We start from the raw sequence: 25,310 nt of genomic DNA, 5'->3' as shown, positions 1-25,310 counted from the left end.
GATTCGCGCTTTGCGGGAGATTTTCGGCCCGGATAGCGAAGGCGGGTGACTAACGGTTGCTATCCGTCACCCCTGGAATGCCGGAAGAGACGGATTGCTATCCTTGGTCCAGCGGCTCCGTACCGGCCGGCTTGCCGTTGCGGTCGAGCCGGATCTTTTCGATTCGCGCCTCGGCAGCGTTGAGCAGCGCTTCGCAATGCTTCTTCAGCGCCTCGCCACGCTCGTAGATCTCGATCGACTGGTCGAGCGCCACGTCGCCGCGTTCGAGGCGGGTGACGATCTGCTCCAGTTCGGCCACGGCCTGTTCGAAAGAGAGGCTCGAAACCTCGGCCCGTTCCGGTGCACCCGTCATAGTCAACCCTTCATCAGTCGCGCGATATGCAGACCAGCCGATTCGGCCAGCCCTTCGAGATCATATCCGCCTTCCAGGACACTGACGAGGCGGTTGCCGGCATATTTGCCCGCTACCTCCATCATCTTGCCGGTGATCCAGTCGAAATCGTCGCCGACGAGATTGATCTGGGCCAGGGGATCGCGGTGATGCGCGTCGAAGCCGGCCGACAGGATGACGAGGTCGGGGCGGAAGTTTTCCAGCGCCGGCAGAACGCGGCTCATGACCGCCTCGCGGAAATTATGGCTTTCGGCATAGGGCCTGAGCGGCGCGTTGACGATATTGCCGACACCGGTTTCATCCTTGGCGCCGGTGCCGGGATAGAGCGGCATCTGATGCGTCGAGCAGTAGAGCACGCTCGGATCCTTGTAGAAGATGTCCTGCGTGCCGTTGCCGTGATGGACGTCGAAATCGATGATCGCGACCCGCTCGACCCCATGTGTCTTCTGCGCATGCCGGGCGGCGATGGCGACCGTATTGAACAGGCAGAAGCCCATCACCTTGTCATGCTCGGCATGATGGCCCGGCGGGCGGCCGGCAACGAAGCCGTTGTCCGCTTTGCTTGAAAAGACGTCGTCCACGGCCATCATCGCACCGCCGATGGCCGTTAGCGCTGCCTTCAGGCTTTCGGGGCCGGCATGGGTGTCGGCTTCGATCTGTTTGACGCCCTCTTCCGGCATGGCGCGCATCACCGCGAACAGGTGCTCCTCCGGATGGGCAAGCAGAACCGCGTCTTCGCTCGCCGTCGGTGCCTCGACGCGCTCGAGCGCAGCGAAATGCGGATGTTCGAGCGCCGCGTTGAGCGCGCGCAGCCGGTCCGGCCGCTCTGGATGGCCTTCGGGAACCTGGTGCTGCAGGAAGACGGAATGTTCGTAGAGACGCGTTGTCATGACGTTCTATATCCCTTGCGCGGCAAACCCGGTGATGGACAGCAAGGCCAGCTGTCGACAATATTCGCCGGTTCGAGATCGTAGTAACCGCCAAGCCGTTAGCACTTACCGGCGGGAAACTGAACCCGAATCGGAAGCTGGTTCAACTGATTTTAAGCTTCGATGTTTCGGCTTGCGGCTTACCGGACGTGGCCAGCCGCTGCTCAGCCTGCCATGTCCTCGCCCGTCGCAGCGGTGCCGCCTCGGTAAAAATATTTCGTGACCGGAATTCGGCCGGGGATGTAAACGTCAAATATTCACGAATGTTTTCGTCGGAAGAGGTAAACCAGGGTTCTCGCAATGTTCGAACCGGCTCGCCGATCCAGCCCGGCAAGGTGCCAAGCCGGTACCTTTTTGACAGGTAATCCGTCGCGGCGGCATAGAGTGCGTTCAATTTTTCGTCTTCGAGAATCACCGGCGCATCTGCAAGGCAGGCGACCATTTCAGACTGGGTTGCCCGATCGTAGAAGTGGTCCAGGAATTCGGAAAATTCCTTCACCGGATCTTCGCCGCTGGCAACCCTTTCAGAAACCTCGCGTAGGGTAAACGGGCGCATCCTCGTCCTTTCTGTCGAAACTGAACAATTGCTTCAGCAGGAAGCGCTTGTCTTCGTGCTTGGCGGACACGGGAAAATATTTTCCGAGAATGCCTATCGCCGTGTCGACATCGCGAACATCGTTGACGAACAAGAGGTTTTGTATATCGCTTTTTTCCTGGGGGCCTTTCGAAGGGTCCAAAACCCGCATGGCTTTCAGTTTGAGCGCCAGCATATATTCGGCGGTCGGGACAAACACTCTGAGGCCGGCCGTCTCGCCGCCGCGTGGAAAAGTTCCATATTCCCAGTGATCGCCTTCCTTTGTCGCCAGTCGGCTGAGATGAAAGTCGACTGCGTCATTCAGCCAATTCTCCTTCTCCACGAATCCCATATCTGCAGCGATCTGCGAGACCACGTCCTCGAACCAGGCGGGCCGTGCTTCTCCCAAGGGGGCGATGTCTACATCGCCGGTGGCGAACCTGAAATTGCTAGCGAACATCAGGGCCGATCCGCCATAGACCATGATGTCGATCATCGTCCCGTGCTCAATCGAGGCAGTGCCGAGGCGATCGAACGCTTCAAGAAGCGCCGCCTTATCTATATCCTGCTTACCGGTCATCCAGTTGGGTTGTCTTATCCGTGGTACAACGCATCAACGATAGCACGCGGGGAAGCGATCACAAATGATGTCCCTTGGATTCGAGCGAAGCTGCTGCATCTTCGCGCCGGGCGTACAGGGTTCGGTCGTGACCGATCTCTGTCAACAGAAGCCGCATCGTCGATTGCGCAAAATCGATTAGCATTGCCGCACGATGGATTGACAACATTTAGCAGGTGCGGGACAGATGGTTGAATTTCGTTAATGAAGGAGCACTCCGTATGGCTCAGGCCGCCCTCGCATCCCGCGCTCAAACCCTGGAAAACATTGTTGGAGGCACGCTGGCGCGCAAGGCCGTGATCACCGTGCTTGGCAGCATTTTCCTGGCTGTCCTGTCGCAGATCGCCGTGCCCTTCTACCCGGTTGCGATGACGTTGCAGACGCTCGCCGTCATGCTGATCGGCGTCACCTTCGGTTTCCGTCTCGCCGCCGCCGCCGTGGCGCTCTATCTGCTGGAAGGCGCGGTTGGCCTTCCGGTCTATACCGGCTATGCCAACCTGGCGGAACTGATCGCCAAGCCGTATACGTCGGGCTATCTCGTCGGCTTCTTCTTCGCCGCCGCCGTCATGGGGTTCATGGCTGATCGCGGCGTGACCAAGACCTGGCTCGGCATGATCGCAACGCTCTTCGTCGGTGAAGTGATCGTCTTCGCCCTCGGCGTCGCCGTCCTCGGCTATCTCATCGGTTTCGATAATGCGTTGAAGGCCGGTCTCTATCAGTTCATCCTCGGCGATCTGCTCAAGCTCGCGCTCGCTGCCCTGATCGGCAAGGGTGTCATCAAGGGTGCTTCCAACCTTGCCAGCCTCTGAGCTTCCAGACAATCTGTCGGATGCGATGCCCGTGCGTTTGCGCGGGCATCATTTTTTGTGCATCCTGACCTATCGCGGCTATGGCTACACACCGGCTTTCGTCGACAACATGACGGCACTGGTAGACGAGATCGGCCGAGGCCGTCCGGTGATTCTCGTCGATGGACCGGACGATATCTGCGCCGGGCTGACGGAGGAGGGCCATAAAACATGCAACCACGATTGTTCCACGCCTTCGACACTGGACGTCGACCTGCTCGCAAGTGATGCAGTCAAGCAGTTGATCCCACTCGGCTCCGGCGAACCCTTCGTGCTCGACCGCGAACATGTTGCGATCATGCGTCAGGAATTTGCCGGCGGCGCGATTCGGCGGGCTTGCGAAAACTGTGGGTGGAAGGATTTCTGCACGGCCATCGTCGCGGAAGGCTTTGCCGATACGAAGCTGTTTACGCCCGCGCGCTCCTGATCATTGGTTTGCGTCGTTCGCGTTTTCCAGATTGGTTTGCACATAGCTGGTGCATTCCGGCGCAATCTTGTCCCACATGCTCTGATCGTCGAAGCATTTGGTGAGCGGCATCGGTCCGCATTCTTGCGCGACCTGTTCGGCGCACTCGTCCTCGTTCATGCGTGCCTGCGCAGTGCTTGAAAAGCTCCACGCCGCCAGCGCTGCCAGCATCGCGATCCCCGTAAATTTCCCCATTGCTTCCTCTCCTTCTATAGGCGGCAGTGCGCTTCATGAGGATCATGAGAAAAATTCGGGGGATCGCAAACGAAGATCTGAAGTGGCGGCGATGCCCCCAATAAAAGTTGGAAGCTACGGGCTCAGAGCCATTCCAGCTTGCCATCGGCATAGCGCAACAGTTTGTCCTGGGGGATATCGAGCCGGGCGGCTTCCTGCTTGTCGAGCGCGCCTGTCAGCTTGAAGATACAGCGGATGACGCCGCCGTGGCAGACCGCCACCGTCGGCCCGTCGATCTCCTTCAGCCAGGAGCCGACCCGCCAGGACAGGATTTCGTAGCTCTCGGCATTGTCGCCCGGTGGAATGAAATCCCATTTGCCGGTTTCGCGTTCCTCGACCCGGTCTGCTTCCGTCGCGGCGATCTCGGCATTGGTCCAGCCCTCCCAGTCGCCGAAGGAAATCTCCTTGAGGCGCGCGTCGATGCTGTAGCCCTTGGCCTCGAGCCCGGCGGCGATCCGGACGCGCTCCATCGTCTCACGCGCTCGATCAAGCGGGCTCGAAACGAAATGATAGGGGGATAGGTCGCCGGCGACCCGCTTCAGCGCAATGCCGTTCTCGGTTGCCTGGTAACGGCCGGTCTCGTTGAGCGGTATATCCTGCTGGCCTTGCAGGCGATATTCAGCATTCCAGGCTGTCTGGCCGTGACGGATGATGTAAGTGGTCACGGCCCGACCCCGGTTGCATTCAATCCTTGATGACGGCGATATCCGGTGCGTCGACAGCCTTCATGCCGATCACATGGTAGCCGCTATCGGCGTGGTGCACTTCGCCGGTCACCGAGCGCGACAGGTCGGAGAGCATGTAGAGGCCGACATCGCCGACTTCCTCGATCGTCACCGTGCGCCTGAGCGGCGCATTATATTCGTTCCACTTGAGGATATAGCGGAAGTCGCCGATGCCGGAGGCGGCGAGCGTCTTGATCGGGCCGGCCGAGATGGCGTTGACGCGAATGTTCTGCGGACCGAGATCGACGGCGAGATAGCGCACCGACGCTTCAAGGGCGGCCTTGGCGACGCCCATGACATTGTAGTTCGGCATCACCTTCTCGGCGCCGTAATAGGTCAGCGTCAGCATCGAGCCGCCGTCGGTCATCAGCTTTTCCGCCCGGCGCGCCACCGAGGTGAAGGAATAGACCGAGATCTGCATCGTCTTGGTGAAGTTATCGGCTGTTGTGTCGACATAGCGGCCGGTCAACTCGTCCTTGTCGGAGAAGCCGATGGCATGCACGAGGAAATCGATCTTGCCCCAACGCTCGGCAAGCTCGGCGAAAACGGCATCGATCGTCGATTCGTCGCTGACGTCGCAATGGCCAGCCAGCACGCCGCCGACTTCAGCGACCAACGGCTCGACCCGCTTCTTGAGGGCATCGCCCTGATAGGTGAAGGCGATTTCGCCGCCCTGCGCGTGAATGGCCTTGGCAATACCCCAGGCGATGGAGCGGTTGTTGGCGACGCCCATGATCAGCCCGCGCTTGCCCGCCATCAATCCGGCAGATTGAACCATGAAGCCCTCCAGAAACAGAAATTCTGGTTCGCCTATGGCACAGCCGGACCGGCTGTTCAAGCACTGGTGAAGTCACCAAATGTCAGAGGCCGCAAGATTCGGTGTATGGGTAAGCGAAAACAGCCAAGTGTGTCCGTCTTTTCAACAATTTCCGTCATCGTTCCGTCACAGATACAGGCCTTCGCGCAAGGATCGCATCAGGTCGATCACCTTCTGGTCCGGACGATCCCAGAGCAATACCTGGACCTCGGCGATCAGGTTGCCGCGCATGCCATGACCCTTCGGCAGACCCTTGCCGGCAACGGTGATCCGATAATGCGAACCCGTCCATGGCGGGATCGTCACCTTCGTCTGCCCATCCGGCGTCTCGACCGTGGCTTCGCAGCCAAGTACGGCATTTTCGATATCGATGTCGACATGGGTGATGAGGTCGTAGCCGTGCGGCCGGAACCAGTTGTGCGGCCTGATCCGGAGCGTCGCCACGAGGTCGCCGCGCTTGATGTTCGGCAGGTTGTGACCACGGCCTTCGACGCGGATCTGCGTGCCGTCTCTGGCGTCATCGGGCATTTTCAGCGTGAACGGCGCGCCATCCGGCAGCAGCACGGATTGGCCGATGCGACCGATAATATCCTCGATCGACACATGCACATCGATGCAGAGATCGGGCGCCCTTTCCGGCGGCGCCTGCCGGGTCCAGCGCCGGAACAGATAGTTGATCRGGTCGAGCGCCGAGCCATGGCGCGGAGGCTCCATGCCTGACACCGCTTCAGCAGCCTGCGAATCGTCGGGATGTTTGGGCGCCTTGCTTTCTGGCTGATGCGGTGCTTCCCTCATCTCCGGCTTGCTGGTGCCGAAAATCTTGGAGACGACTTCCTCCGGGGGAGGGACATCTTCCTTCGGGGCATTTTTCGCAGCTTGGGCAGCGGCTTGCGCTGCGGCAGCCGCGCGGGCGCGCGCCTCCGCTTGAGCGCGTGCCTCAGCCGCCGCTCTTGCTTCGGCAGCGGCGCGGGCTTCCGCGGCAGCGCGTGCTCTTTCCTCACGCTGCTCCATGAACGTCTTTTCCCCGCCGCTCGCCCGCGCGCGCGCCTCGTCGAAAAGGCGACGCTTGTTCGGGTCTTTCAGCAGGTCATAGGCACGACCCGCCTCCGTGAACCGTCGGGCGGCGTCCGGATCGTTCGGATTCTGGTCGGGATGCAGCGCCTTGGCGGTGGCGCGCCATGCCGACTTTATCTCCTGCTGGTCGGCATTCTTCTTGACGCCGAGTATGGAATAAGGGTCACGCACAACAATCTACCCCTTGCATGCTGGCCGTCATGTCCGTCATCCTTCCTTCGGACCGTCAGCCGATTTCCTTGAAACTAACCATCTGCCATTCGCTGCTGCCGACAAGGCAGGCCTTGCCGGAAAAATTCGAAATCCCGTTATAGGAATGGCGGGACGTCGTAAAATTGCGGCAGACATAGCTGCCATTGTCTTCCTGCGTGATCTGGTTGATCACGCCTGCACTGCCGGTCGATGTGTTCGCCCAGGGGATTTGCACCGGCCCGGGCTTGGACAAATCGGCCGAACTCACCGCATTGCGCACCGTCGCCTCATCCGAATCCCTGTCCGACGGGGCCTTGTAGGTCTGGTCGATCGAACTCGTCGTCAGGCTCTTGTCCGGCGAAGGACCCAGGCCCCCCACGAAACCGCTGCCCATGCAGCCGGAAACGCAAACGGGCACGATCACCACCGCTGCTAAGCGGGTGGCCGTGGTGATAAACCCCTTTTTGCTCCCACTCGGCTTTGATATGTCTGGCAACAGGTACGCCCGATCGACTTTAACACTGGCATAGGCTTTTGCGGATCATGAGCGAGAATGAGTTAAAAAGCGGTGACTTTACGGATGAAAACGAGCCATTTTCCCTGTTTGGCACATGGATGAAGGATGCAGAGGCCGCCGAGGTCAACGATCCCAACGCATTGGCGCTCGCCACCGTCGATGCCGACGGCCTGCCGAATGTCCGCATGGTCCTGCTCAAGGGCTTCGACGCCGACGGCTTCGTCTTCTATACGAACTACGAGAGCCGCAAGGGCACGGAACTTCTGGGTCAGAAAAAGGCGGCAATGGTATTCCACTGGAAATCGCTGCGCCGGCAGATTCGTATCCGCGGCGATGTCGAGCCGGTGACGGATGCGGAGGCGGACGTCTATTTCGACAGCCGCGCCCGCGGCAGCCGCATTGGCGCATGGGCATCGAAACAGTCGCGGCCGCTCGAAGGCCGGTACGCGCTGGAGAAGGCCGTCGCCGAATATACCCTGAAATTCGGCATCGGCGCGATTCCGCGTCCGCCCCATTGGTCAGGTTTTCGCCTGAAGCCCATATCGATCGAATTCTGGCACGACCGGCCATTCCGGCTGCATGACAGGATCGAGTTCCGCCGTGCAGGCGAGGGCTGGGAAAAGATCAGAATGTATCCCTGAACGGAGATCTTATGAGCAAGCGTGCGGATTTCCTCGCGGCGCTCTACCGCCGCTTCAATACCAGGGACATGGAGGCGGTGCTCGCGATGATGACCGACGATGTCGAATGGGCAAACGGCATGGATGGCGGACATGTCCGTGGCCGCGAAGGCGTGCGAGACTATTGGACGCGCCAATGGGCGATGATCGACCCGCATGTGGAGCCGTTGTCGATCACCGACGAGCCGAACGGCAGTGTCGTGGAAGTGCATCAGGTGGTGTGCGATCTCGACGGCAAGTTCTTGGCGGATCAGATCGTGCATCACCGCTTCGAGATCGAGGGCGGCATGATTCGTCGCTTCGACATCGTCGGCAACTCGTCGCTGATCATCCCATCAGCTTGAACGGCACGCCCGACGCCAATGCCCGGATATAACGAGCCTTCTGGTATTGACCGTTGAGCGAGATGCGCGGCACGGCCGTGCTATCGTCGACATGCGCCTGGCCAAGTGTGCCCGGCCGTGTGGTGACGGCAATATCGATGCCGAGCGAATGGATGATCTTGCGCTCACGTTCTGAGACGGAGCGACCGTCTCCATAGGGATAGGCAAAGCTTTTCGGCCGGCGACCGCTGATCGCTTCCACGCAAGCGATCGACCCCGCTATCTCGCGCTCGGCTTCATCTGCGGCAAGCCTCACCAAGCCACGATGGCTGATCGTGTGTGCGCCAAAGGCGACCAGCGGGTTATCGGCGAGCTTTGCCAATTCGTTGGTGCGCAGCGTCAAATCGCCGGTGAGGGCGAGCGCGTCGACGCCAGCCAGCTGCGCAACCTGATCGAGCTGGGCGACCGCCACGGTTTCATCTGTCGAGTTGATGAAATCGGAAATCCGTGAAAATGCCGCCGCTTTTTGCGCAGATGTTGCCGTCGCCAGCGTTTCCTCGCCGGCGCCGAAGTCGAATTCCAGTTGCTCGACCTTGTTGAGCAACACGGCCAGCGTTTCCCACCACATCGAATGTGTCGCTTCGACGAAACCCTTGGTGATGAACATCGTGAACGGCACATCGTGCCGGGTGAAGACGGGGGCGGCGAAATCGGCATTGTCGCGGCAGCCATCGTCGAGCGTGAATGCGGCGAGGCGCTCCGAGCCGCGAGCCGCGAGCCGCGTTCGGATCTCTTCGAGCGGCACGAAGCGATAGCCTTCCTGCTTCAGTGTCAGGATGGCGGTTTCGAGGAATTCGGGGGTAATGTCGAGGATGTCGTTCGGCTGGAATTCGCTTTCGGGCCGTGGCCGGACATGATGCAGCGTGAAGATCGCCCCGCGGCCGCGTGCGCTGGCCAGCATGGGCGCCAGCAACGGCGTCGCCTCGAGGCCGGTGGTGATCACGGCCCGCTTGATCAACGGCGTGGCAATCGTCTTCAACTGAGCGAGCATGGGCGGCCACCGGCGAAAAGGATGTTTCGCGTGAGCCTAGCAGCCGCCTGTTAATCGGAACTGAATCGTACCTATTGAATGATCTGTAAGTCGTTGATCATGCGCTTGCCGTCCGTGTCGGTATAGAACACCACGACCTTCACGCCCGCTTTCAGCCCATCGAAATCGAAGGCATCGGATGCCTGATATTGCTTGCCGTCGCTGAGCGTCACGGTCTGATGATGTTCGTCGACATGTTCCACCGTGCCTTCGGTATCGGCACTTTGGGCAAAGCTCGCCATGGGGATGAGGAAACCAAGCAGGGCAATGAGAACTGCGAATAAAATATGCACGTCTGTCTCTCCCTTGCCCCCGCAAATCACTGATATCGGGATTTACCCCTTTGAATGTGTCAAAATTTTTCCCGGAATGGGGTTTTTGCCGGCCGTAAATCTTAATGTCCGGAAATTCGTGCCGTCCGTTGTTTGCGCAACCAGCGTCCATACGGATGGGCGTCTGGCGCAGCGTCGATGAATTTCGCACGAAAGCGCTTCAATTTTCGCATTCGAGGTTCTATGAGTGCCGCCGGATATCCGTTTCGGGTGGCGCGAGCCGCCCACCGTCAGGCAGAGTTTCATGTCGCATAACACGTTCGGTCATCTTTTTCGCGTTACGACCTGGGGCGAAAGCCACGGCCCGGCGCTCGGCTGTGTCGTCGACGGCTGCCCACCCGGCATCCGCTTCACGCTCGCCGAAATCCAGCACTGGATGGACAAGCGCAAGCCGGGCCAGTCGAGCTTCGTCACCCAGCGCCGCGAAGACGACATCGTCAAGGTCTTGTCGGGCGTCATGGCCGATGCCGATGGCGAGACATTGATTACCACCGGCACGCCGGTATCGATGCTGATCGAGAACACCGATCAGCGCTCGAAAGATTACGGCGAGATCGCCCGTCAGTACCGGCCCGGTCACGCGGACTACACCTATGATGTCAAATACGGCATCCGCGATTATCGCGGCGGCGGTCGCTCCTCGGCGCGCGAAACCGCGGCGCGGGTGGCGGCCGGCAGCCTGGCGCGCAAGGTCGTGCCGAACCTCGTGGTGCGCGGTGCGCTGGTGCAGATCGGCACGCACAAGATCAACCGCGCCAATTGGGACTGGTCAGAGGTCGACAACAATCCGTTCTTTGCACCGGACAAGGCGATCGTCCCGGTCTGGGAGGACTATCTCTCCGGCATTCGCAAGGCCGGCTCCTCGGTTGGTGCGGTGATCGAAGTCGTCGCCGAGAATGTCCCGGCCGGCATCGGCGCGCCGATCTATGGCAAGCTCGACCAGGATATCGCTTCTCTCCTGATGTCCATCAATGCCGTCAAGGGCGTCGAGATCGGCAATGGCTTCGCCGCCGCCGAGATCACCGGCGAAGAGAATGCCGACGAGATGCGCATGGGCAATGACGGCAAGCCGCTCTTTCTGTCCAACAATGCCGGTGGCATTTTGGGCGGCATTTCCACCGGCCAGCCGGTGATCGCCCGCTTCGCCGTCAAGCCGACCTCGTCGATCCTGACCGAGCGCCAGTCGATCGACGCCGACGGCAAAAATGTCGAAATCCGCACCAAGGGCCGGCACGATCCCTGCGTCGGAATCCGTGCCGTTCCTGTCGGCGAGGCGATGGTGGCATGTGCTATTGCCGATCACTATCTGAGGGATCGAGGCCAGACCGGCCGGCTGACGAAGGGGCAATAAGTTTCATGGCCTATGACCAGAAGCGCGTCGTCGACGCGATCCGTGCGTTTGAAAATGGCGAAATCGTCGTGGTCACCGACGACGACGACCGCGAGAACGAAGGCGACCTGATCGTCGCCGCGGTCCATTGCACGCCGGAAAAGATGGCCTTCATCGTTCGCCACACGTCCGGCATCGTCTGCACGCCGATGCCGAAGGAAGAGGCGCGCCGGCTCAACCTCAACGCCATGGTGGCCGAAAACGACTCGGCCCACACAACGGCTTTCACCGTCTCGGTCGACTTCAAACACGGCACGACGACAGGCATTTCCGCCGACGATCGGACGCTCACCGTCCGCAATCTCGCCAACCCGAATGCCGGCGCCTTCGATTTTGTCCGGCCAGGCCATATCTTCCCCTTGGTGGCGCGCGAGGGCGGCGTGTTGATGCGCTCTGGCCATACCGAAGCGGCCGTCGACCTCTGCAAACTCGCCAGCCTGCCGCCGATCGGTGTGATTTCCGAACTCGTCAACGACGACGGAACGGTCATGCGCGGCCCGCAGGTCGCGGCCTTCGCCAAGGAGAACGGCCTCAAGGAAGTCTCCGTCGCCGACCTCATCGCCTATCGCCAGCGTAAGGAAACGCTGATCGACCGTGTCGCCAGCTTTGATGTCCAGACCGAATATGGTCCGGCCAAGGCGCATACCTATTCGCTGCCTTGGGACCCGATGCAGCATCTGGCGGTGGTCTTCGGCGACATCCGCGATGGCGAGAACGTCCTGGTCCGTCTCCATATGGAGAATGTCGCCGGCGATGTGTTCGCCAAGGACCGGCCCGTCGAGCGCTTCATGAAGCGTATCGGCGAAGAGCGCCGCGGCGTGATCATCTACCTGCGCGAAGGCTCCGTCGGCGTCGGCGCCACCGATCACAATCGCAAGCTCGGCCATGGCCGCGAGGGTATCGAAGAACACGCCCAGGCCAAGCAGCGAGAGAGCGAGTGGCTGGAAATCGGCCTCGGCGCCCAGATCCTCAAAGATCTCGGCATCGCCTCGATCCGCATCCTGTCGTCGCGCGAGCGTCACTATGTCGGCCTCGAAGGCTTTGGCATCAAGATCGAGAAGACGGAACTGCTGTGATGCTTGTCCTGCATGTCGGGCCGCACAAGACCGCCACGACCTGGCTGCAATATAATTTCCATCACAATATCAAGGCGCTCGAACAGGCCGGCTGGTACTATCCCCAGACCGGCGTGCGCGTGCGCGTCGCCCATCACGATCTCTCTGATAATCCCGACGAGGTGCTCGATGAGAAAAGTGCCAAATCCCGCGAGTTGAAGCAGATCGCCGCCAAGGCGAAAGAGAAGGATCTCAACATTCTTCTCTCTTCGGAAGGTTTCCGCCATTGGGAGCCGAAACACCTGAAGAAGCTCCAGGAGATCGTGGCGCCGCAAAAGCTGCATATCGTCTATTGCGCACGCGATCCCATTTCGATGCTCTATTCCTTCTGGGTGCAGCAGGTCCGCACCGGCACGCGGGCGTCCTTCCCGGATTTCAGCCAGAAACATATCGAGCGCGCGAGCAGTTCGAGCATCCTCAACCCCATGAGTGAGATCAAGGTGTTGCGCGATCTTGAGGACGCCGAGCTGTCGATCCTGCTCTATGATGAAATCCGCCGCCAGGAGCGGGATATTTTTGACGTTTTCGTCAGCGACATCCTCAGGATCGCACCGCTGCCGCATTCCGACGATGCCCGCGGCAATGACCGGCAACCGATCGAGATGACCGAGTTCATGCGGCTGGTCCTGCTGCGCGCCGGCAAATGGAGCGAGGGCGCCGATGTTGCGATCGGCCGTGTCTTTCACTACATGCTGCCACGCTCCACGGAGGAAAAGATCGTCGCGGCCGTCGGTGCGGTCGAAAGCGCCCGCCGCGTCTTGGTCATCGAGCGCGATCTGCCGATCCTCGACAAAGTCGAATATCGCCTGCTCACCAATTATCGCGATGCGCTGGTGCCCCAGCCCGCAGGTGAAAGGCTCTTCCTCGAAGGCTCGGAAGAATGTGTCTATTATGACGGGGCCGTGCTCGAAGCGGATCCCGCTGTCGCCAGGCTGCTGGACCAGGTCTCCAACAAGTTCCGCGCCGGCGGCCTGCATCTCTGGGTGATGAACTGGTCACGATTCTGGCTGTCGCTCTATCGTCGCATCATGAAGGTCTTGCGGCGCTGATCGCGCTCGGCTTAGCTGCGTCTGAGACTAGCGAGTCGGAGCATGACGGTTCCGGCCATGTCGAGGGGAGACGGGCATGTGGGATTTCTCTGTCGGCAGGACTGTCGGGTTGATGCTCCAGACCCTGCCGTTCATCATCATGCGTATGATCGTCTATTTCGGCATCACCATTGCCTATCTGGTGGCGACAGGTACAGGCGCGCTGGTCGGCTATGGCGTCGGTCACGTCAGTGACGATCCTGCCGCCTTCAGCCTCTGGGGCGGTGTCATCGGTTTCGGCGTGGTCTCGGTCGCCGTCTACTGGGTGCGCGAATATATTCTCTACATCCTCAAGGCCGGGCACATCGCCGTCATGGTCGAGCTGATGCAGGGCAGGGCGCTGCCGGAGGGCAAGAGCCAGATCGACTATGCCAAGGGTGTCGTCACCGCCCGTTTCGGCGAGGCCAATGTGCTCTTCGCGCTCGACCAGCTGGTCAAGGGCTGCATCGCCGCCATCACCAGTCTGATCGGTGGCATCGCCGCTTTCCTGCCGCTGCCGGGATTGAACGGGCTGGTCGCCTTCATCAACACGGTGATCCGCCTGTCGCTCACCTATGTCGATGAGATCATCCTAGGCTACAATATCAAGCTCAACAGCCGCAATCCATGGGAGACGTCGCGCCAGGGCCTGGTGCTCTACGCCCAGAACGGCAAGACCATGGTCAAGAACGCCATCTGGCTGAGCATCATGCTCTGGGTCGTCGCTATCGTCATCTTCATCGTCATGCTGGCGCCGATGGCAGGCCTGTTCTTTCTGCTGCCGGGCGACATCGCCGGCTGGTCCTTCGTTGCGGCGATCGTCTTCGCCTGGGCCTTCAAGGCGGCATTTCTCGAACCTTTCGCCATTGCCGCACTGATGGATGTCTATTTCCGCGTCATTGAAGGCCAGACACCGAATGTCGAATGGGACCGCAGGCTCGCGGAGGCCTCGGCCAAGTTCCGCGAGTTGAAGGAGAAGGCGCTGGGCGGGGCGATGGCGTAGCAAGCTCTGGGAGGAGCTTGCACTGGCTTCAGTCGCGTGCGTCACCGTGCGGCAGGCGCCGCAAAAGCGCTTCGATTATATGGTCGGTCAGCTTGCCATAATCGCCATCGTAGTGATGAGCGCCGGGAAGTTTCAGAAGCTCCGCCTTCGTGCCCGCAAGCGCCGGGCAGCCGGTGTCTTCCTCGTCGGCGCCGTAGACGCATTGGATCAGGCTGGTGTCGATCTTTTTCGCGTCGACTGAGGGGTCGCCGGCCGTACCTGCGCCCTTGGCACCGGTCCAACCGAGCACCGAGACCTCGTAGTCGGCTTCGTGTGAAAGCCCCATCAGCGAAATCAGCTTGATTCGCGCCTTTGTGCGTGGCTGCAGCGCGAGATAGGTCGATGGGATAATATCGGCGCCGAAGGAATAGCCCATCAGCGCGACATAGCGCGTGCCGAAGCGGCGCGAATAGGCGTCGACCAACTGGTCGACCAACGCCGCCGTTTCCCCAGCCGAGCGTTCGGACCAGAAATAGCGCAGTGAGTCCACGCCGACGGAAGGGATGCCCTTGGCCTGCAGATAGGACGCCACTTGGCTGTCGATGTCGCGCCAGCCGCCGTCGCCCGAAATGATCACGGCCATCACATCGCTTTTCGGCGGCGTGTCGGTGACGTCGATCGGCAACTCGTCTTCGCTCGTCTGCGTCTCGTTGATCAGTTGGGCGAGTTCGCCCTGCAAGTAGGCCTGGGGCGTAGCGGCCGCAGTGCCGGTTTCGATCTCCGGATTGAGCGTTTTCCACGCCGAAAGGTCCGGCGGAGAGGCCATCAGCTTGTCATCCGCCAGGACCACGCGCACGCGCTCGGTCAGATGCTTTGCCGGATCGAAACCGTATTGCTTTGCTGCTGCCAGGGGCGGTTGCGCCTGCGCCCGGCAGGTCGGCTTCGAGAGTGTGAAAGTGGGATCCGGATTGACGGCGATCGTCTGGCTGATCGTGGCATCAGCAGTCTGTGCCGCGAGATAGAGCGCCATGGAGGCGCCGGCGCCGGTGCCGACGATGATCGGCGCCTGGTAGCCGGTGCTGCCCGCCTGTTTCTGCTTGAGCCGGCTCAGCCGCTCGATCGCCGACATCGGATAGAGGCATGGCCGCGCCTCCGCTTCGACCGCCTTGACATAGAGCGACAGGTCAATGCCGATGACCAGCGCACCTTTGCCCGAAAGGTCTGCGGCAAGCGTCGCATTGTCTTTCGACCAGCCGCTTTTGTCGGAGATCATCACGATCGTCGCCGTGGGTTTGCCCTGCGGCATCGAGATGATCGGCGAGGGTACCGACGATAGCGGCTGTGGCGCTTGAACCGCACCATTGGCCGCCATCGCACCGAAGCCAAGCCCGAGGGCCGCTCCGAGAAGGCCCAGCCGTCTCATCGCGTGAAAATGCCTTTGACACCGCCGGCGATCAGGACCGCCGTTGCCGCTGCCGTCATGTAGGGATTGGCTTTGCGTGGCACGGCGAGAAAACGCGGGCGCCATTCCGGGTCGAATTTCTGCTTGAATGTTCTCAGGCCGGCAAAGTTGTAGAAGCGGTTGCCGCGCTCGTACATCGCATTGCCAAGCTTATCCCAGAGCGGCGCGCCTGGGCCCTTCAACAGGCCGGAAAGCGGCGCCATGCCGAGATTGAGACTATGATAGCCCTTGGCCTTCAGCGTTTCGATCAACTTGACCATCAGAAGGTCCATCGAGCCGCGATGGGCGCCGGGCACGAAACGCATCAAGTCGACGAAGGCATGCCGCCCGTCGCCCGAACAGAGCACATTGGCAAAGGCTATGATCCGGCCTTCCTGCCGGATGACGACGGACGGATGAGCCAGCACATAGCTGGGCGAGAACCAGCCCAACGAAAACTGCTTTTCGCGCGCATTGCCTTCGCTGAGCCAGGCGTTCGACACGTCGGCAAGCTCGTGGAGGATCTTGGTTATATCCTGCCGCTCCACCCAGTCGAATTCGAGCCCGTCACGAACGGCGCGATTGATCGCGCGTCGAAGGTTGGCCCATTCGCCGCCGCTCATGGAAAAGCGTTCGACATTGACCTCGGCCAGTTCACCGAGCTTGTAGCCGGCAAAGCCGCGCTGGCCTGCAAGCAGCATGAAACGCTGCGATGCCTGATAGAACACCGGAACTGCGCCCTTGGACGTGGCAAGCCGCACGAACTTGTCGAGCATTTCAGGCCATGTATCCTGCGGTCCGACCGGATCGAACAGTGCGACGAGACGGCGTCCCTGCTGCGCATACATGATGAAGGCCGTGCCGGCATCGTTGAAGACGAGTTCCTTGTCGCCCAGCCCAACAAGATGTGCCTCAGCGACACTGCCTGTGGCAACGATGCTCGCAGCGAGAGCGCCGCTATCCGGATGGACGAAGCCGAAGCCACCCACCCTGACATGCTCAGGCTGCAGGGCCGGCCCGCCGAGCAAGGCCACACCCTGACTACTTCCCGTCACGCGCCAGGAAAACAGCTGCGTGCTGGCTCGCCAGATCGGCAGAAAAACTTGATTACGGCGCTGATTTTCCTCGCCGGTCGTGTCCGTTTTTTCGATGTGTATCCCGCCAACATCTCTGTTGGTCTTTCGGATGGTCCGCATCTTCAACATATAACGCCCTTATGCCTAGCCAAACATTTCGTGCTCAGCTGAAGCTCGCCGGTGCAAAGCGAGATTCATCCCAAACTCCAACGATGTCCCCGTGCGCACGGGGCCTTGCAATTGCGGCAAGAAGGTGGCGAAAACGCCTTGTTACGAATAATTAACAATCACGGAATTTTGTTAAACTATATTATAAAACAATGGCTTGTGAAAATTTACTGTTATGGCGACATTTGAACGCACCCCCCTGATTAGGGGATGGCTGGGCCGGTAGCACCGACACAATTCTTCTTGTAATTTTCCTACATTGCGCCTCGGCCTGTTGAGGCAGATGATCTGTTCGTGCATGAGCGCAAAAGACGAGACCGAGCATAAAAATCTCCCAGCGAAACCGAAGGAAATTCCGATGTTGTCCGATCTGTCGCAGCGGTTTGAGGCCGCATCCGCCAACTATGCCGCTGAGAACGGCATCGTCCGGGATGATGACTGGTTCCTGCTCAAACTCGTCGAGGAAGTCGGTGAACTGACACAGGCCGCAAACCGCCTGAGCGGCCGCGGCCGGAAGAAAGGTTTGAGCGATCAGGAGCTGCGCACCGCATTTGCGGACGAGACGGCCGACTTGCTAGGTCATGTCCTGCTGCTGGCTCATCGGCATGGCGTCGATCTGCACGCCGCAATCGCCCGTAAATGGCGGTTTACGCCAGGCGCCTGAACAGACGTCAGGCCTTGGTCCCTCCCACCGTCACGTCGTTCATCAAGAGATGCGGCTGGCCGACGCCGACCGGTACCCATTGGCCGCCCTTGCCGCAATTGCCGATGCCGGTGTCGAGCTTGGAATCGTTGCCGATCATGGCAATGCGCTTCATCGCGTCGGGACCATTGCCGATCAGCATGGCGCCCTTGACCGGTGCGGTGATCTTGCCGTTCTCGATCATATAGGCCTCGGTGCAGCCGAACACGAATTTGCCTGACGTGATGTCCACCTGCCCGCCGCCGAAGGACACGGCATAGAGGCCGCGCTTGACCGCGGCGATGATTTCGTCCGGCGTCTTGTCGCCGGACAGCATATAGGTGTTGGTCATGCGCGGCATTGGCGCATGCGCGTAGGATTCGCGCCGGCCGTTGCCGGTGGGCGCCATGCCCATCAGTCGCGCGTTCTGCCGGTCCTGCATATAGCCGACCAGCCGGCCGTCGTCGATCAGCACGTTATAGGCCGCCGCAGTGCCTTCGTCGTCGATATTGATCGAGCCGCGTGCGCCATCGATTGTGCCGTCGTCGACCACGGTAACGCCCTTGGCCGCCACCATCTCGCCCATCAGGCCGGCAAAGGCCGAAGTCTTCTTGCGGTTGAAGTCGCCTTCCAGGCCATGCCCGACGGCCTCGTGCAGCATCACGCCCGGCCAGCCGGAGCCGAGCACGACATCCATCGAGCCGGCCGGCGCGTCGTCGGCGCTCAAATTGACGAGTGCCTGGCGCAGCGCCTCGTCGGCGCCATACTGCCAGCTTTCTGTGGTCAGGAATTCGCCGAACGGCCGGCGGCCACCAAAACCATAGGAGCCGCTTTCCTGCTTCGAGCCTTCACCGGTGACGACGGAAATGTTGAGCCGCGTCATCGGCCTTATGTCTTTCATCCGCGTGCCGTCGGCCCGGACGATCTCGACGATCTTCCAGGACGCGTTGATCGAGGCCGTCACCTGCCGCACCTTCTCGTCCCTGGCGCGCAGATAGGCGTCGATCTCGGTCAGCAGCGCGACTTTTTCCTCGAAGGAGGGCGCGCCGATCGGATTTTCGGTGCCGTAGCGACGGGAATTGGTGCGCTGCGGGCTTTCCGCATATTGTCCGGAATGGCCACGCGTGACGGCGGTCACGGCATCGGCGGCCCGCTTCAGCGCGCCTTCGGACAATTCGCCGGAATGCGCGTAGCCGACAGCCTCACCCGCCACCGCGCGCAGGCCAAAACCCTGGTCGGTGTTGAAGCTGCCACCTTTCAGGCGACCGTTGTCGAAGGTGAGCGATTCCATCTCGCCATATTCGACATAGAGCTCGCCATCGTCGGCATCGCTKAGCGTGTCGGCGACGAAGGATTGCAGCTTGCCTTCGGAAAGGTCGAAATTGGCGAGGAGATCGGATGTCATGGCAAATGCCTTTATGGCGTGAACAGGCGTCTAAAATAGGGTCCTGTCGAAACAGGATCAAGCGGTTCCCATTCCGTTACAGGGATTTCAGCCCGTCGGAAATTCCCTTGAGGTCCACCGGAATGCCCATGCCGTCTTCCTCTGCCGACAGGAAAACGGTGAACACCGCCTGCTTGCCGGATTTCAGCTTGTCGACCACCTGGTCGCTCAGCACGGCATCGGAAAAGCAGCCGAGCGATGAGCAGAGGACGAAATAGGACCGCCCGAGATCGACGCCGTCGACATAGAGGCCGACGCCGGCCGGCAGATAGACATGTGCCTCGAGTGGCAGGGCTGTCCTGAGGACCGTGACCGACTTCTTGCTCGCCGGATCGACATAGCGCAGAAGAGCCACCGACAGCACCACTTCCGGCCGCTCTTCCGAGGCGACGCGCTGGATCAGCAGGCAGGCCGTCTTGTCCTGTTGGTTGCACACTGTCGACCATGCGCCGGTGGTGGATTTGAGCGAGCCGAATAACCGTCCGTCGGCGTCGCGGAAGGGTGCCGGCTTTTCTTCCTTGACGGTTGTTTTTTCCGTCTGGTCGGGCGTGGCATTGTCCTGGGCGGGAGCCGCGGTCGTGGTACTGTTGGCGGCAAACGCGCTACTCAGCGACAAAAGAGGCGAGGGCGCTATCGCCAGCAGCATGGCCGCGGAGAGGGCGATCGCGGCTGACCGGAACGGAAAGGCCGCTGCAAAAATGCCAGGTTTCGTCGACGTGCGGTTCATCTCTCTCCTGAAAATCATGGCAGCGCGTCATAGCCCTGGGCGAACCCCTTGAGGTCCACCGGAATGCCGATGCGCTCGTCCTTCGCCGCCGTCTTCGGCTGGTCGCGGATCCAGAATACCGCCGTCGAGCCGGCGCGCAAGATCTTGAGCAGGTCGTCGGTCAGAGCCACTTCCGCATAGCAGCCTTCGGAGAAGCAGCGGATGAATTGCGTCTTGTTGAGATCCTTGCCGTCGACGATCAGCCCCAGGCCGCCATCGGTGGGTTGGAACGGATCGAGCAGTACGCCGAGCGGCGCCAGGACTCTCAGGATGCGCGCCTTGCGGTCGGCGGTCTTGAGCACGACCACGGACAGCCCGACATCCGGGCGATCCTCGGCGATGACGTTCTGCATCAGCGCGCATTGCGTCTCCGCTGCACCCGTAGGCCGGTTGCAGACGATCGACCAGGCGCCATACTGCTTCGGTGCGGTGTTCGTCGCGGCGGCGCGCGCCGATCCCGCCAGAGAGGCCGCGAATGCAATTGCGAGAACCGCAAGCCGCAGGAAAAGGCGGACGTTCATAAAAACCTCGAATCAAGGCGCCGTTCGTTCGTCAGGCTCTCTAAGCAGACTTTCGTTGGCAAGCCAACGATTCATCCGCTTGGAGCCCTTCGTCTTGTCGCAGGTTCTTGTCGGAAAACCGCGAGGCACTTTTCCCGAACCTGCTTAGAACGAAACGCCGCCAGCGTAAATCGTGGCGAAACCAGCTTCGCCGAGACCGTCTAGCTACATAGCCGCGACTTGGGCAAAAGCACGGCAAGCTGTTGTCCGATTTGAGAAATCGCTTTGCATTTGAAAAACCTGGAATTTTTGTCACTGGGTCTTGATCTTGTGCAAAAATGCCGCATTAAACGGGGGCTGCTGCTGTTGCGGCAGGCCTGAAACTATGGTTTTAAGGTGCCGTAGAGGGATTCTGTATGGTCGGGTTGATCCTGGTCAAAGAAGTGGGGAGATTTATTCGTGAAGAACAAAGTTCTAGCGGCGCTGGCAGCCTTCACGGGCCTCGTGTCTGCGTCGGCGGCCTATGCCGACAAGCCGGTGCCATGGCAGCTGGACCTGCAGCAGGCGGCCACGCCTGTGATGGAAGAGGTTCGCTGGTTCAATCACTATACGCTGTGGTTCGTCGTTCCGATCACGCTCTTCGTCCTCGCGCTGCTCATCATCGTCATGATCCGCTTCCGCGCCAGCGCCAACCCGGTGCCGTCCAAGACCAGCCATAACACGCTGATCGAAATCCTCTGGACGGTCGGTCCGGTCGTCATCCTGCTGGCCTTCGCCATTCCCTCCTTCCAACTGCTCACCATGGAACTGACCCAGCCGGAAAAGCCGGACCTGACGATCAAGGTCACCTCCACGCAGTGGAAGTGGACCTATGAATATCCGGCAGCCAAGGGCCTTTCCTTCGATTCCAACATCCTGCAGGATTCCGACCGCGCGGCAGCCGGCAAGACGGACCTTGAAAAATATCCCCGCCTGCTCGCCGTCGACAACGAACTCATCGTGCCGCTCAACAAGACCGTACGCGTCATCGTCACTTCCGAGCCGAGCGACGTCATCCATTCCTTCGCCATGCAGTCCTTCGGCATCAAGGTCGACGCCGTTCCGGGCCGCATGAACGAGACCTGGTTCCGGGCCGAGAAGGAAGGCCTCTACTACGGCCAGTGTTCGGAATTGTGCGGCAAGGATCACGCGTTCATGCCGATCGCCATCCGTGTCGTGCCGGAAGCCAAATATAATGCCTGGCTTGCCGCTGCTGCGACCGATCTGCCGTCCGCCTACAAGGCGCTCATGGCCGCCGTCGATGGTCCGAAGAAGACCGTCGACGTTGCCGCGAAGTAAGTTTTTCGAGGAAGTGACCGCCATGGCCGACCATTCCGTACACGACACCCATTCCGCTCATGATCATCATGACGCGCACGTTGCGCATGATGATCACGGTCACAGCCACAAGCCGGGCTTCGCCGCCCGCTGGCTGTTCTCGACCAACCACAAGGACATTGGCACGCTCTACCTGATCTTCGCGATCTTCGCGGGCTGTGTCGGCTTCCTGCTCTCCGTACTGATGCGCATGGAACTGCAGGAGCCTGGCATCCAGATCTTCCACGGTCTGGCGCAGATGGTTTATGGCGTTGACGCCAACGCAGCCGTCGATGCCGGCAAGCAGATGTTCAACGTCTTCGTCACTGCGCATGCGCTGATCATGATCTTCTTCATGGTCATGCCGGCGATGATCGGCGGCTTCGCCAACTGGATGGTGCCGATCATGATCGGCGCGCCGGACATGGCCTTCCCGCGCATGAACAACATCTCCTTCTGGCTGATCCCGCCGGCCTTCCTTCTCCTGCTCCTGTCGATGTTCACCGATGGCACGTCGGGCTTCCACGGCGTCGGCGGTGGCTGGACGCTCTATCCGCCGCTCTCGACCACAGGCTCTTCCGGCCCGGCTGTCGACCTGGCGATCTTCTCGCTGCATATCGCCGGTGCCTCGTCGATCCTCGGTGCGATCAACTTCATCACCACGATCCTCAACATGCGCGCCCCCGGCATGACCATCCACAAGATGCCGCTGTTCGCCTGGTCCGTGCTGATCACCGCCTTCCTGCTGCTGCTGTCGCTGCCGGTGCTCGCCGGCGCCATCACCATGCTGCTGACGGACCGCAATTTCGGCACCACCTTCTTCTCTCCTGAAGGCGGCGGCGACCCGATCCTGTTCCAGCACCTGTTCTGGTTCTTCGGTCATCCGGAAGTCTACATCCTGATCCTGCCGGGCTTCGGCATCATCAGCCACATCGTCTCGACCTTCTCGAAGAAGCCGGTCTTCGGCTATCTCGGCATGGCCTATGCCATGACCGCGATCGGCGGCGTCGGCTTCATCGTCTGGGCTCACCATATGTATACGGTGGGTATGTCGCTTGAGGCGCAACGCTACTTCGTCTTCGCCACCATGGTCATCGCGGTGCCAACCGGCGTGAAAATCTTCTCCTGGATCGCCACGATGTGGGGCGGCTCGATCGAGTTCAAGACTCCCATGCTCTGGGCGATCGGCTTTATCTTCCTGTTCACCGTTGGTGGTGTCACGGGTGTGCAGCTCGCCAATGCCGGCCTCGACCGTGTTGTCCACGACACCTACTTCGTCGTCGCGCACTTCCACTACGTGCTGTCGCTCGGCGCCGTGTTCGCCATCTTCGCCGCCTGGTATTACTGGTTCCCGAAGATGACCGGCTACATGTACAACGAGACGTTCGGCAAGCTGCACTTCTGGGTCACCTTCATCGGCGTGAACCTGGTGTTCTTCCCGCAGCATTTCCTCGGTCTCGCCGGCATGCCGCGCCGCTACATCGACTATCCGGATGCGTATGCTGGCTGGAACTTTGTTTCCTCCATGGGCTCCTATATCTCGGCTGTTGGCTTGGTCATCTTCTTCGCCGGCATCTGGGAGGCCTTCTCCAWGAAGCGTGTCGCTGGCGACAATCCCTGGGGTGTTGGCGCCGACACGCTGGAATGGCAGCTCTCTTCGCCGCCGCCCTACCACCAGTGGGAACAGCTGCCGCGCATCAAGTAAGCGCAGGAAATCTAGGGAACCGCCGGTGGCGGTTCTCTCACTGATATGACTATCTGTAGAGACTGAAATGGCACTATTGGAAAGCGAAAACACTGTGACCGGTGCGGAACCGCTGAGGATATCAGAGGCGACGTTCCAGGACTATTTCGCGCTTCTCAAGCCGCGGGTGATGTCGCTTGTCATCTTCACGGCGGTGGCCGGCATGATCGTGGCGCCTGGCCACATCCACCCGGTCATCGGCGTCATCGCCATCCTCTGCATCGCCGTCGGTGCGGGCGCGTCGGGCGCGCTCAATATGTGGTATGACGCCGATATCGATGCCGTGATGAGCCGCACCGCCAAGCGCCCGATCCCCGCGGGCCGCATTGAGCCGCGCGAGGCGCTGGCCTTCGGCATCACGCTGTCAGGCTTTTCCGTCGCGGTGCTCGGCCTTGCCGTCAATACGTTCGCAGCCGGGCTGCTGGCCTTCACCATCTTCTTCTATGCGGTCATCTACACGATGTGGCTGAAGCGCTGGACGCCGCAGAATATCGTCATCGGCGGCGCCGCGGGCGCCTTCCCGCCGATGATCGGCTGGGCAGCCGTCACCGGTGGCGTGTCGATTGAAAGCATTTCGCTGTTCCTCATCATCTTCCTCTGGACTCCGGCACATTTCTGGGCGCTCGCACTGTTCAAGATGCGCGACTATGACGCCGTCGGCGTGCCGATGCTGCCGAATGTGGCGGGTGAGAAGGTCACCAAGGACCAGATTCTCGTCTATGCCGTGCTGACCGCTGTCGCCGGCGTTGCTCCGGCCATTCTCGGCTTCGCCTCGCCGGTCTATGGCACCGTGTCCGGCCTGCTCGGCGTCGGCTTTGTCTGGTATTCGGTCCTCTGTCGGCGGATGCCGGATGGCGATCCGGCAATGAAACCGGCCAAGAAGCTGTTCGCTTATTCGATCGTCTACCTGTTTGCGATCTTTCTCTGCCTGATGCTGGATCACTTCGGCGCTGGCCTCTATCACGCCGTTGGCGGAAGGATCTGACCATGGAAAAGGTCGAAACGATCGAACTCACCGAACGCCAGAAGCGCTCGCGCCGCAACCGTAATGTCGCGCTCGGCGTCGTGCTCGGTGCGCTGGTCATCATATTCTACGCGATCACGATCATCCGCATGGTGCCGGGAGGCCATCAGTGATGAGCGAACTGGCGTCCGTTAACGAGCCAGGCCCGAAGAAGCCGCAGCGCAACAATCTGGCGGTGCTGGTGTCGTGCCTGGTCTTCGTCGGCGTCATGGTCGGCGCCGCCTACGCCGCGGTACCATTCTACGATCTTTTCTGCCGTGTCACCGGGTTCAACGGCACGGTGAGACGGGTCGAACAGGCCTCCGACCGTATCCTGAATGACCGGATTCGCGTCGAGTTCGACACCAATGTCGCCTCCGACCTGAACTGGGACTTCAAGCCGCTGCAGGACTATGTCGACCCGCGCCTCGGCGAGACGGTCGAGGTGAAGTTCCGCCTGACCAATCATTCGACGCGGGAAAAGACCGCGCGGTCCGTGTTCAATGTCACGCCGATGACGGCCGGGCCCTATCTCAACAAGCTCGAATGCTTCTGTTTCACCGATATCACCCTGAAGCCGGGTGAGACGCGCGACATGCCGGTGGTCTTCTTCGTCGATCCGGACATGAAGACGGCGCCGGAAACACTGGGGATGAAAGTTTTGACACTGTCGTATACACTCTACGGCAAGGAGACACAGAAGCCGGTCGCGGATGCGAACGAGGCTTCGAACGCAAAGAAATTGTAGTCTGGCTGCGGCCGATG

General features: G+C 60.6%; 30 protein-coding genes. 14 read left to right on the top strand and 16 right to left on the bottom strand.

Going from position 1 to position 25,310, the window contains the following annotated elements; genetic code table 11:
- Positions 1–97 precede the first annotated feature (97 nt).
- The 4 genes from AC1DYF_RS26940 to AC1DYF_RS26925 form a co-directional block, all read right to left on the bottom strand.
- A complete protein-coding gene (locus AC1DYF_RS26940; RefSeq protein WP_477880197.1) occupies positions 98–352 on the bottom strand; it encodes an exodeoxyribonuclease VII small subunit in 255 nt (84 codons plus the stop codon).
- A 2-nt stretch (positions 353–354) separates the two neighbouring features.
- Positions 355–1,281, bottom strand: coding sequence for a histone deacetylase family protein (locus AC1DYF_RS26935; RefSeq protein ID WP_477880195.1), 927 nt, complete (start codon positions 1,279–1,281; stop codon positions 355–357).
- 142 nt (positions 1,282–1,423) lie between these two features.
- Positions 1,424–1,876 carry a hypothetical protein gene (locus AC1DYF_RS26930; protein WP_477880193.1) on the bottom strand — a complete coding sequence of 151 codons (453 nt, stop codon included), beginning with the start codon at positions 1,874–1,876 and terminating at the stop codon, positions 1,424–1,426.
- Positions 1,845–2,474 carry a hypothetical protein gene (locus AC1DYF_RS26925; RefSeq protein ID WP_477880191.1) on the bottom strand — a complete coding sequence of 210 codons (630 nt, stop codon included), beginning with the start codon at positions 2,472–2,474 and terminating at the stop codon, positions 1,845–1,847. The genes AC1DYF_RS26930 and AC1DYF_RS26925 overlap by 32 nt, the downstream gene beginning before the upstream one ends.
- Before the next feature lie 260 nt (positions 2,475–2,734).
- Between AC1DYF_RS26925 and AC1DYF_RS26920 the strand changes: the two genes are divergently transcribed.
- Both AC1DYF_RS26920 and AC1DYF_RS26915 read left to right on the top strand, forming a co-directional pair.
- Entirely contained in the window at positions 2,735–3,322 is a 588-nt protein-coding gene (locus tag AC1DYF_RS26920) for a biotin transporter BioY (RefSeq protein WP_477880190.1), read from the top strand.
- Between the two features lie 31 nt (positions 3,323–3,353).
- Positions 3,354–3,788 (top strand): DUF1284 domain-containing protein, encoded by a 435-nt coding sequence (locus AC1DYF_RS26915; RefSeq protein ID WP_477880188.1) that lies wholly within the window; start codon positions 3,354–3,356, stop codon positions 3,786–3,788.
- Here AC1DYF_RS26915 and AC1DYF_RS26910 read toward each other — a convergent pair whose 3' ends face one another.
- The 5 genes from AC1DYF_RS26910 to AC1DYF_RS26890 all read right to left on the bottom strand — a co-directional run bounded on the left by AC1DYF_RS26910 (position 3,789) and on the right by AC1DYF_RS26890 (position 7,365).
- On the bottom strand, positions 3,789–4,022 hold the full coding sequence (locus AC1DYF_RS26910; protein WP_477880186.1) for a hypothetical protein: 234 nt from the start codon (positions 4,020–4,022) through the stop codon (positions 3,789–3,791).
- Between the two features lie 122 nt (positions 4,023–4,144).
- Positions 4,145–4,726 (bottom strand): histidine phosphatase family protein, encoded by a 582-nt coding sequence (locus AC1DYF_RS26905; RefSeq protein ID WP_477880184.1) that lies wholly within the window; start codon positions 4,724–4,726, stop codon positions 4,145–4,147.
- Positions 4,727–4,745: 19 nt separating this feature from the next.
- A complete protein-coding gene (gene fabI, locus AC1DYF_RS26900; RefSeq protein WP_477880182.1) occupies positions 4,746–5,564 on the bottom strand; it encodes an enoyl-ACP reductase FabI in 819 nt (272 codons plus the stop codon).
- A 165-nt stretch (positions 5,565–5,729) separates the two neighbouring features.
- Positions 5,730–6,848, bottom strand: a complete 1,119-nt coding sequence (locus AC1DYF_RS26895; protein ID WP_477880180.1) for a DnaJ C-terminal domain-containing protein — start codon at positions 6,846–6,848, stop codon at positions 5,730–5,732.
- A gap of 55 nt (positions 6,849–6,903) precedes the next feature.
- Positions 6,904–7,365: an RT0821/Lpp0805 family surface protein gene (locus AC1DYF_RS26890; RefSeq protein WP_477880178.1), complete on the bottom strand. Its 462-nt coding sequence runs from the start codon at positions 7,363–7,365 to the stop codon at positions 6,904–6,906.
- Positions 7,366–7,412: 47 nt separating this feature from the next.
- On the opposite strand from AC1DYF_RS26890, the gene pdxH reads away from it, so the two are divergent.
- Together pdxH and AC1DYF_RS26880 are read left to right on the top strand one after the other, a co-directional pair.
- Positions 7,413–8,027, top strand: coding sequence for a pyridoxamine 5'-phosphate oxidase (gene pdxH / locus AC1DYF_RS26885; protein ID WP_477880176.1), 615 nt, complete (start codon positions 7,413–7,415; stop codon positions 8,025–8,027).
- An 11-nt stretch (positions 8,028–8,038) separates the two neighbouring features.
- Positions 8,039–8,410, top strand: coding sequence for a nuclear transport factor 2 family protein (locus tag AC1DYF_RS26880; RefSeq protein WP_477880174.1), 372 nt, complete (start codon positions 8,039–8,041; stop codon positions 8,408–8,410).
- On the opposite strand, the gene AC1DYF_RS26875 is transcribed toward AC1DYF_RS26880, so the two are convergent.
- A complete protein-coding gene (locus AC1DYF_RS26875; RefSeq protein ID WP_477880173.1) occupies positions 8,394–9,440 on the bottom strand; it encodes a polysaccharide deacetylase family protein in 1,047 nt (348 codons plus the stop codon). The two genes, AC1DYF_RS26880 and AC1DYF_RS26875, sit on opposite strands and share 17 nt — an antisense overlap.
- Positions 9,441–9,511: 71 nt before the next feature.
- Positions 9,512–9,772, bottom strand: a complete 261-nt coding sequence (locus AC1DYF_RS26870) for a DUF1344 domain-containing protein (RefSeq protein WP_477880171.1) — start codon at positions 9,770–9,772, stop codon at positions 9,512–9,514.
- Positions 9,773–10,055: 283 nt separating this feature from the next.
- On the opposite strand from AC1DYF_RS26870, the gene aroC reads away from it, so the two are divergent.
- The 4 genes from aroC (at position 10,056) to AC1DYF_RS26850 (ending at position 14,386) form a co-directional block, all read left to right on the top strand.
- Complete coding sequence (gene aroC, locus AC1DYF_RS26865) at positions 10,056–11,162, top strand: chorismate synthase (RefSeq protein WP_477880170.1); 1,107 nt, start codon at positions 10,056–10,058, stop codon at positions 11,160–11,162.
- Positions 11,163–11,167: 5 nt separating this feature from the next.
- Positions 11,168–12,277: a 3,4-dihydroxy-2-butanone-4-phosphate synthase gene (gene ribB / locus AC1DYF_RS26860; RefSeq protein WP_477880168.1), complete on the top strand. Its 1,110-nt coding sequence runs from the start codon at positions 11,168–11,170 to the stop codon at positions 12,275–12,277.
- On the top strand, positions 12,277–13,365 hold the full coding sequence (locus tag AC1DYF_RS26855; RefSeq protein ID WP_477880166.1) for a sulfotransferase domain-containing protein: 1,089 nt from the start codon (positions 12,277–12,279) through the stop codon (positions 13,363–13,365). The genes ribB and AC1DYF_RS26855 overlap by 1 nt, the downstream gene beginning before the upstream one ends.
- 76 nt (positions 13,366–13,441) lie before the next feature.
- A complete protein-coding gene (locus tag AC1DYF_RS26850) occupies positions 13,442–14,386 on the top strand; it encodes a hypothetical protein (protein WP_477880164.1) in 945 nt (314 codons plus the stop codon).
- A 28-nt stretch (positions 14,387–14,414) separates the two neighbouring features.
- Here AC1DYF_RS26850 and AC1DYF_RS26845 read toward each other — a convergent pair whose 3' ends face one another.
- Positions 14,415–15,788 carry an AcvB/VirJ family lysyl-phosphatidylglycerol hydrolase gene (locus tag AC1DYF_RS26845; protein WP_477880163.1) on the bottom strand — a complete coding sequence of 458 codons (1,374 nt, stop codon included), beginning with the start codon at positions 15,786–15,788 and terminating at the stop codon, positions 14,415–14,417.
- The gene (locus tag AC1DYF_RS26840) at positions 15,785–16,840 is read right to left on the bottom strand and encodes a phosphatidylglycerol lysyltransferase domain-containing protein (protein ID WP_477880162.1); all 1,056 of its coding nucleotides are present in this window, start codon (positions 16,838–16,840) and stop codon (positions 15,785–15,787) included. The genes AC1DYF_RS26845 and AC1DYF_RS26840 overlap by 4 nt, the downstream gene beginning before the upstream one ends.
- Positions 16,841–17,408: 568 nt before the next feature.
- Between AC1DYF_RS26840 and AC1DYF_RS26835 the strand changes: the two genes are divergently transcribed.
- Positions 17,409–17,714, top strand: coding sequence for a pyrophosphohydrolase domain-containing protein (locus AC1DYF_RS26835; protein WP_477880368.1), 306 nt, complete (start codon positions 17,409–17,411; stop codon positions 17,712–17,714).
- A 7-nt stretch (positions 17,715–17,721) separates the two neighbouring features.
- Here AC1DYF_RS26835 and tldD read toward each other — a convergent pair whose 3' ends face one another.
- The 3 genes from tldD to AC1DYF_RS26820 form a co-directional block, all read right to left on the bottom strand.
- Positions 17,722–19,137: a metalloprotease TldD gene (gene tldD / locus AC1DYF_RS26830; protein ID WP_477880161.1), complete on the bottom strand. Its 1,416-nt coding sequence runs from the start codon at positions 19,135–19,137 to the stop codon at positions 17,722–17,724.
- A gap of 76 nt (positions 19,138–19,213) precedes the next feature.
- A complete protein-coding gene (locus AC1DYF_RS26825; protein ID WP_477880159.1) occupies positions 19,214–19,903 on the bottom strand; it encodes an invasion associated locus B family protein in 690 nt (229 codons plus the stop codon).
- Between the two features lie 14 nt (positions 19,904–19,917).
- The gene (locus AC1DYF_RS26820; protein ID WP_477880157.1) at positions 19,918–20,463 is read right to left on the bottom strand and encodes an invasion associated locus B family protein; all 546 of its coding nucleotides are present in this window, start codon (positions 20,461–20,463) and stop codon (positions 19,918–19,920) included.
- A gap of 438 nt (positions 20,464–20,901) precedes the next feature.
- On the opposite strand from AC1DYF_RS26820, the gene coxB reads away from it, so the two are divergent.
- From coxB to AC1DYF_RS26795, 5 genes are all read left to right on the top strand, one after another.
- Positions 20,902–21,780 (top strand): cytochrome c oxidase subunit II, encoded by an 879-nt coding sequence (gene coxB, locus AC1DYF_RS26815; RefSeq protein WP_477880156.1) that lies wholly within the window; start codon positions 20,902–20,904, stop codon positions 21,778–21,780.
- A gap of 22 nt (positions 21,781–21,802) precedes the next feature.
- Positions 21,803–23,503 carry a cytochrome c oxidase subunit I gene (gene ctaD / locus AC1DYF_RS26810; protein ID WP_477880155.1) on the top strand — a complete coding sequence of 567 codons (1,701 nt, stop codon included), beginning with the start codon at positions 21,803–21,805 and terminating at the stop codon, positions 23,501–23,503.
- A gap of 67 nt (positions 23,504–23,570) precedes the next feature.
- On the top strand, positions 23,571–24,527 hold the full coding sequence (locus AC1DYF_RS26805; RefSeq protein ID WP_477880153.1) for a heme o synthase: 957 nt from the start codon (positions 23,571–23,573) through the stop codon (positions 24,525–24,527).
- Positions 24,528–24,529: 2 nt separating this feature from the next.
- Positions 24,530–24,679, top strand: a complete 150-nt coding sequence (locus AC1DYF_RS26800; protein WP_477679694.1) for a hypothetical protein — start codon at positions 24,530–24,532, stop codon at positions 24,677–24,679.
- Positions 24,679–25,293: a cytochrome c oxidase assembly protein gene (locus AC1DYF_RS26795; protein ID WP_477880152.1), complete on the top strand. Its 615-nt coding sequence runs from the start codon at positions 24,679–24,681 to the stop codon at positions 25,291–25,293. Before AC1DYF_RS26800 ends, AC1DYF_RS26795 begins: the two co-directional genes overlap by 1 nt.
- Positions 25,294–25,310: the final 17 nt, after the last annotated feature.

Source organism: Rhizobium sp. P2_G9 (assembly GCF_056403475.1).
This window is presented reverse-complemented; position numbering and strand designations above follow the sequence as displayed.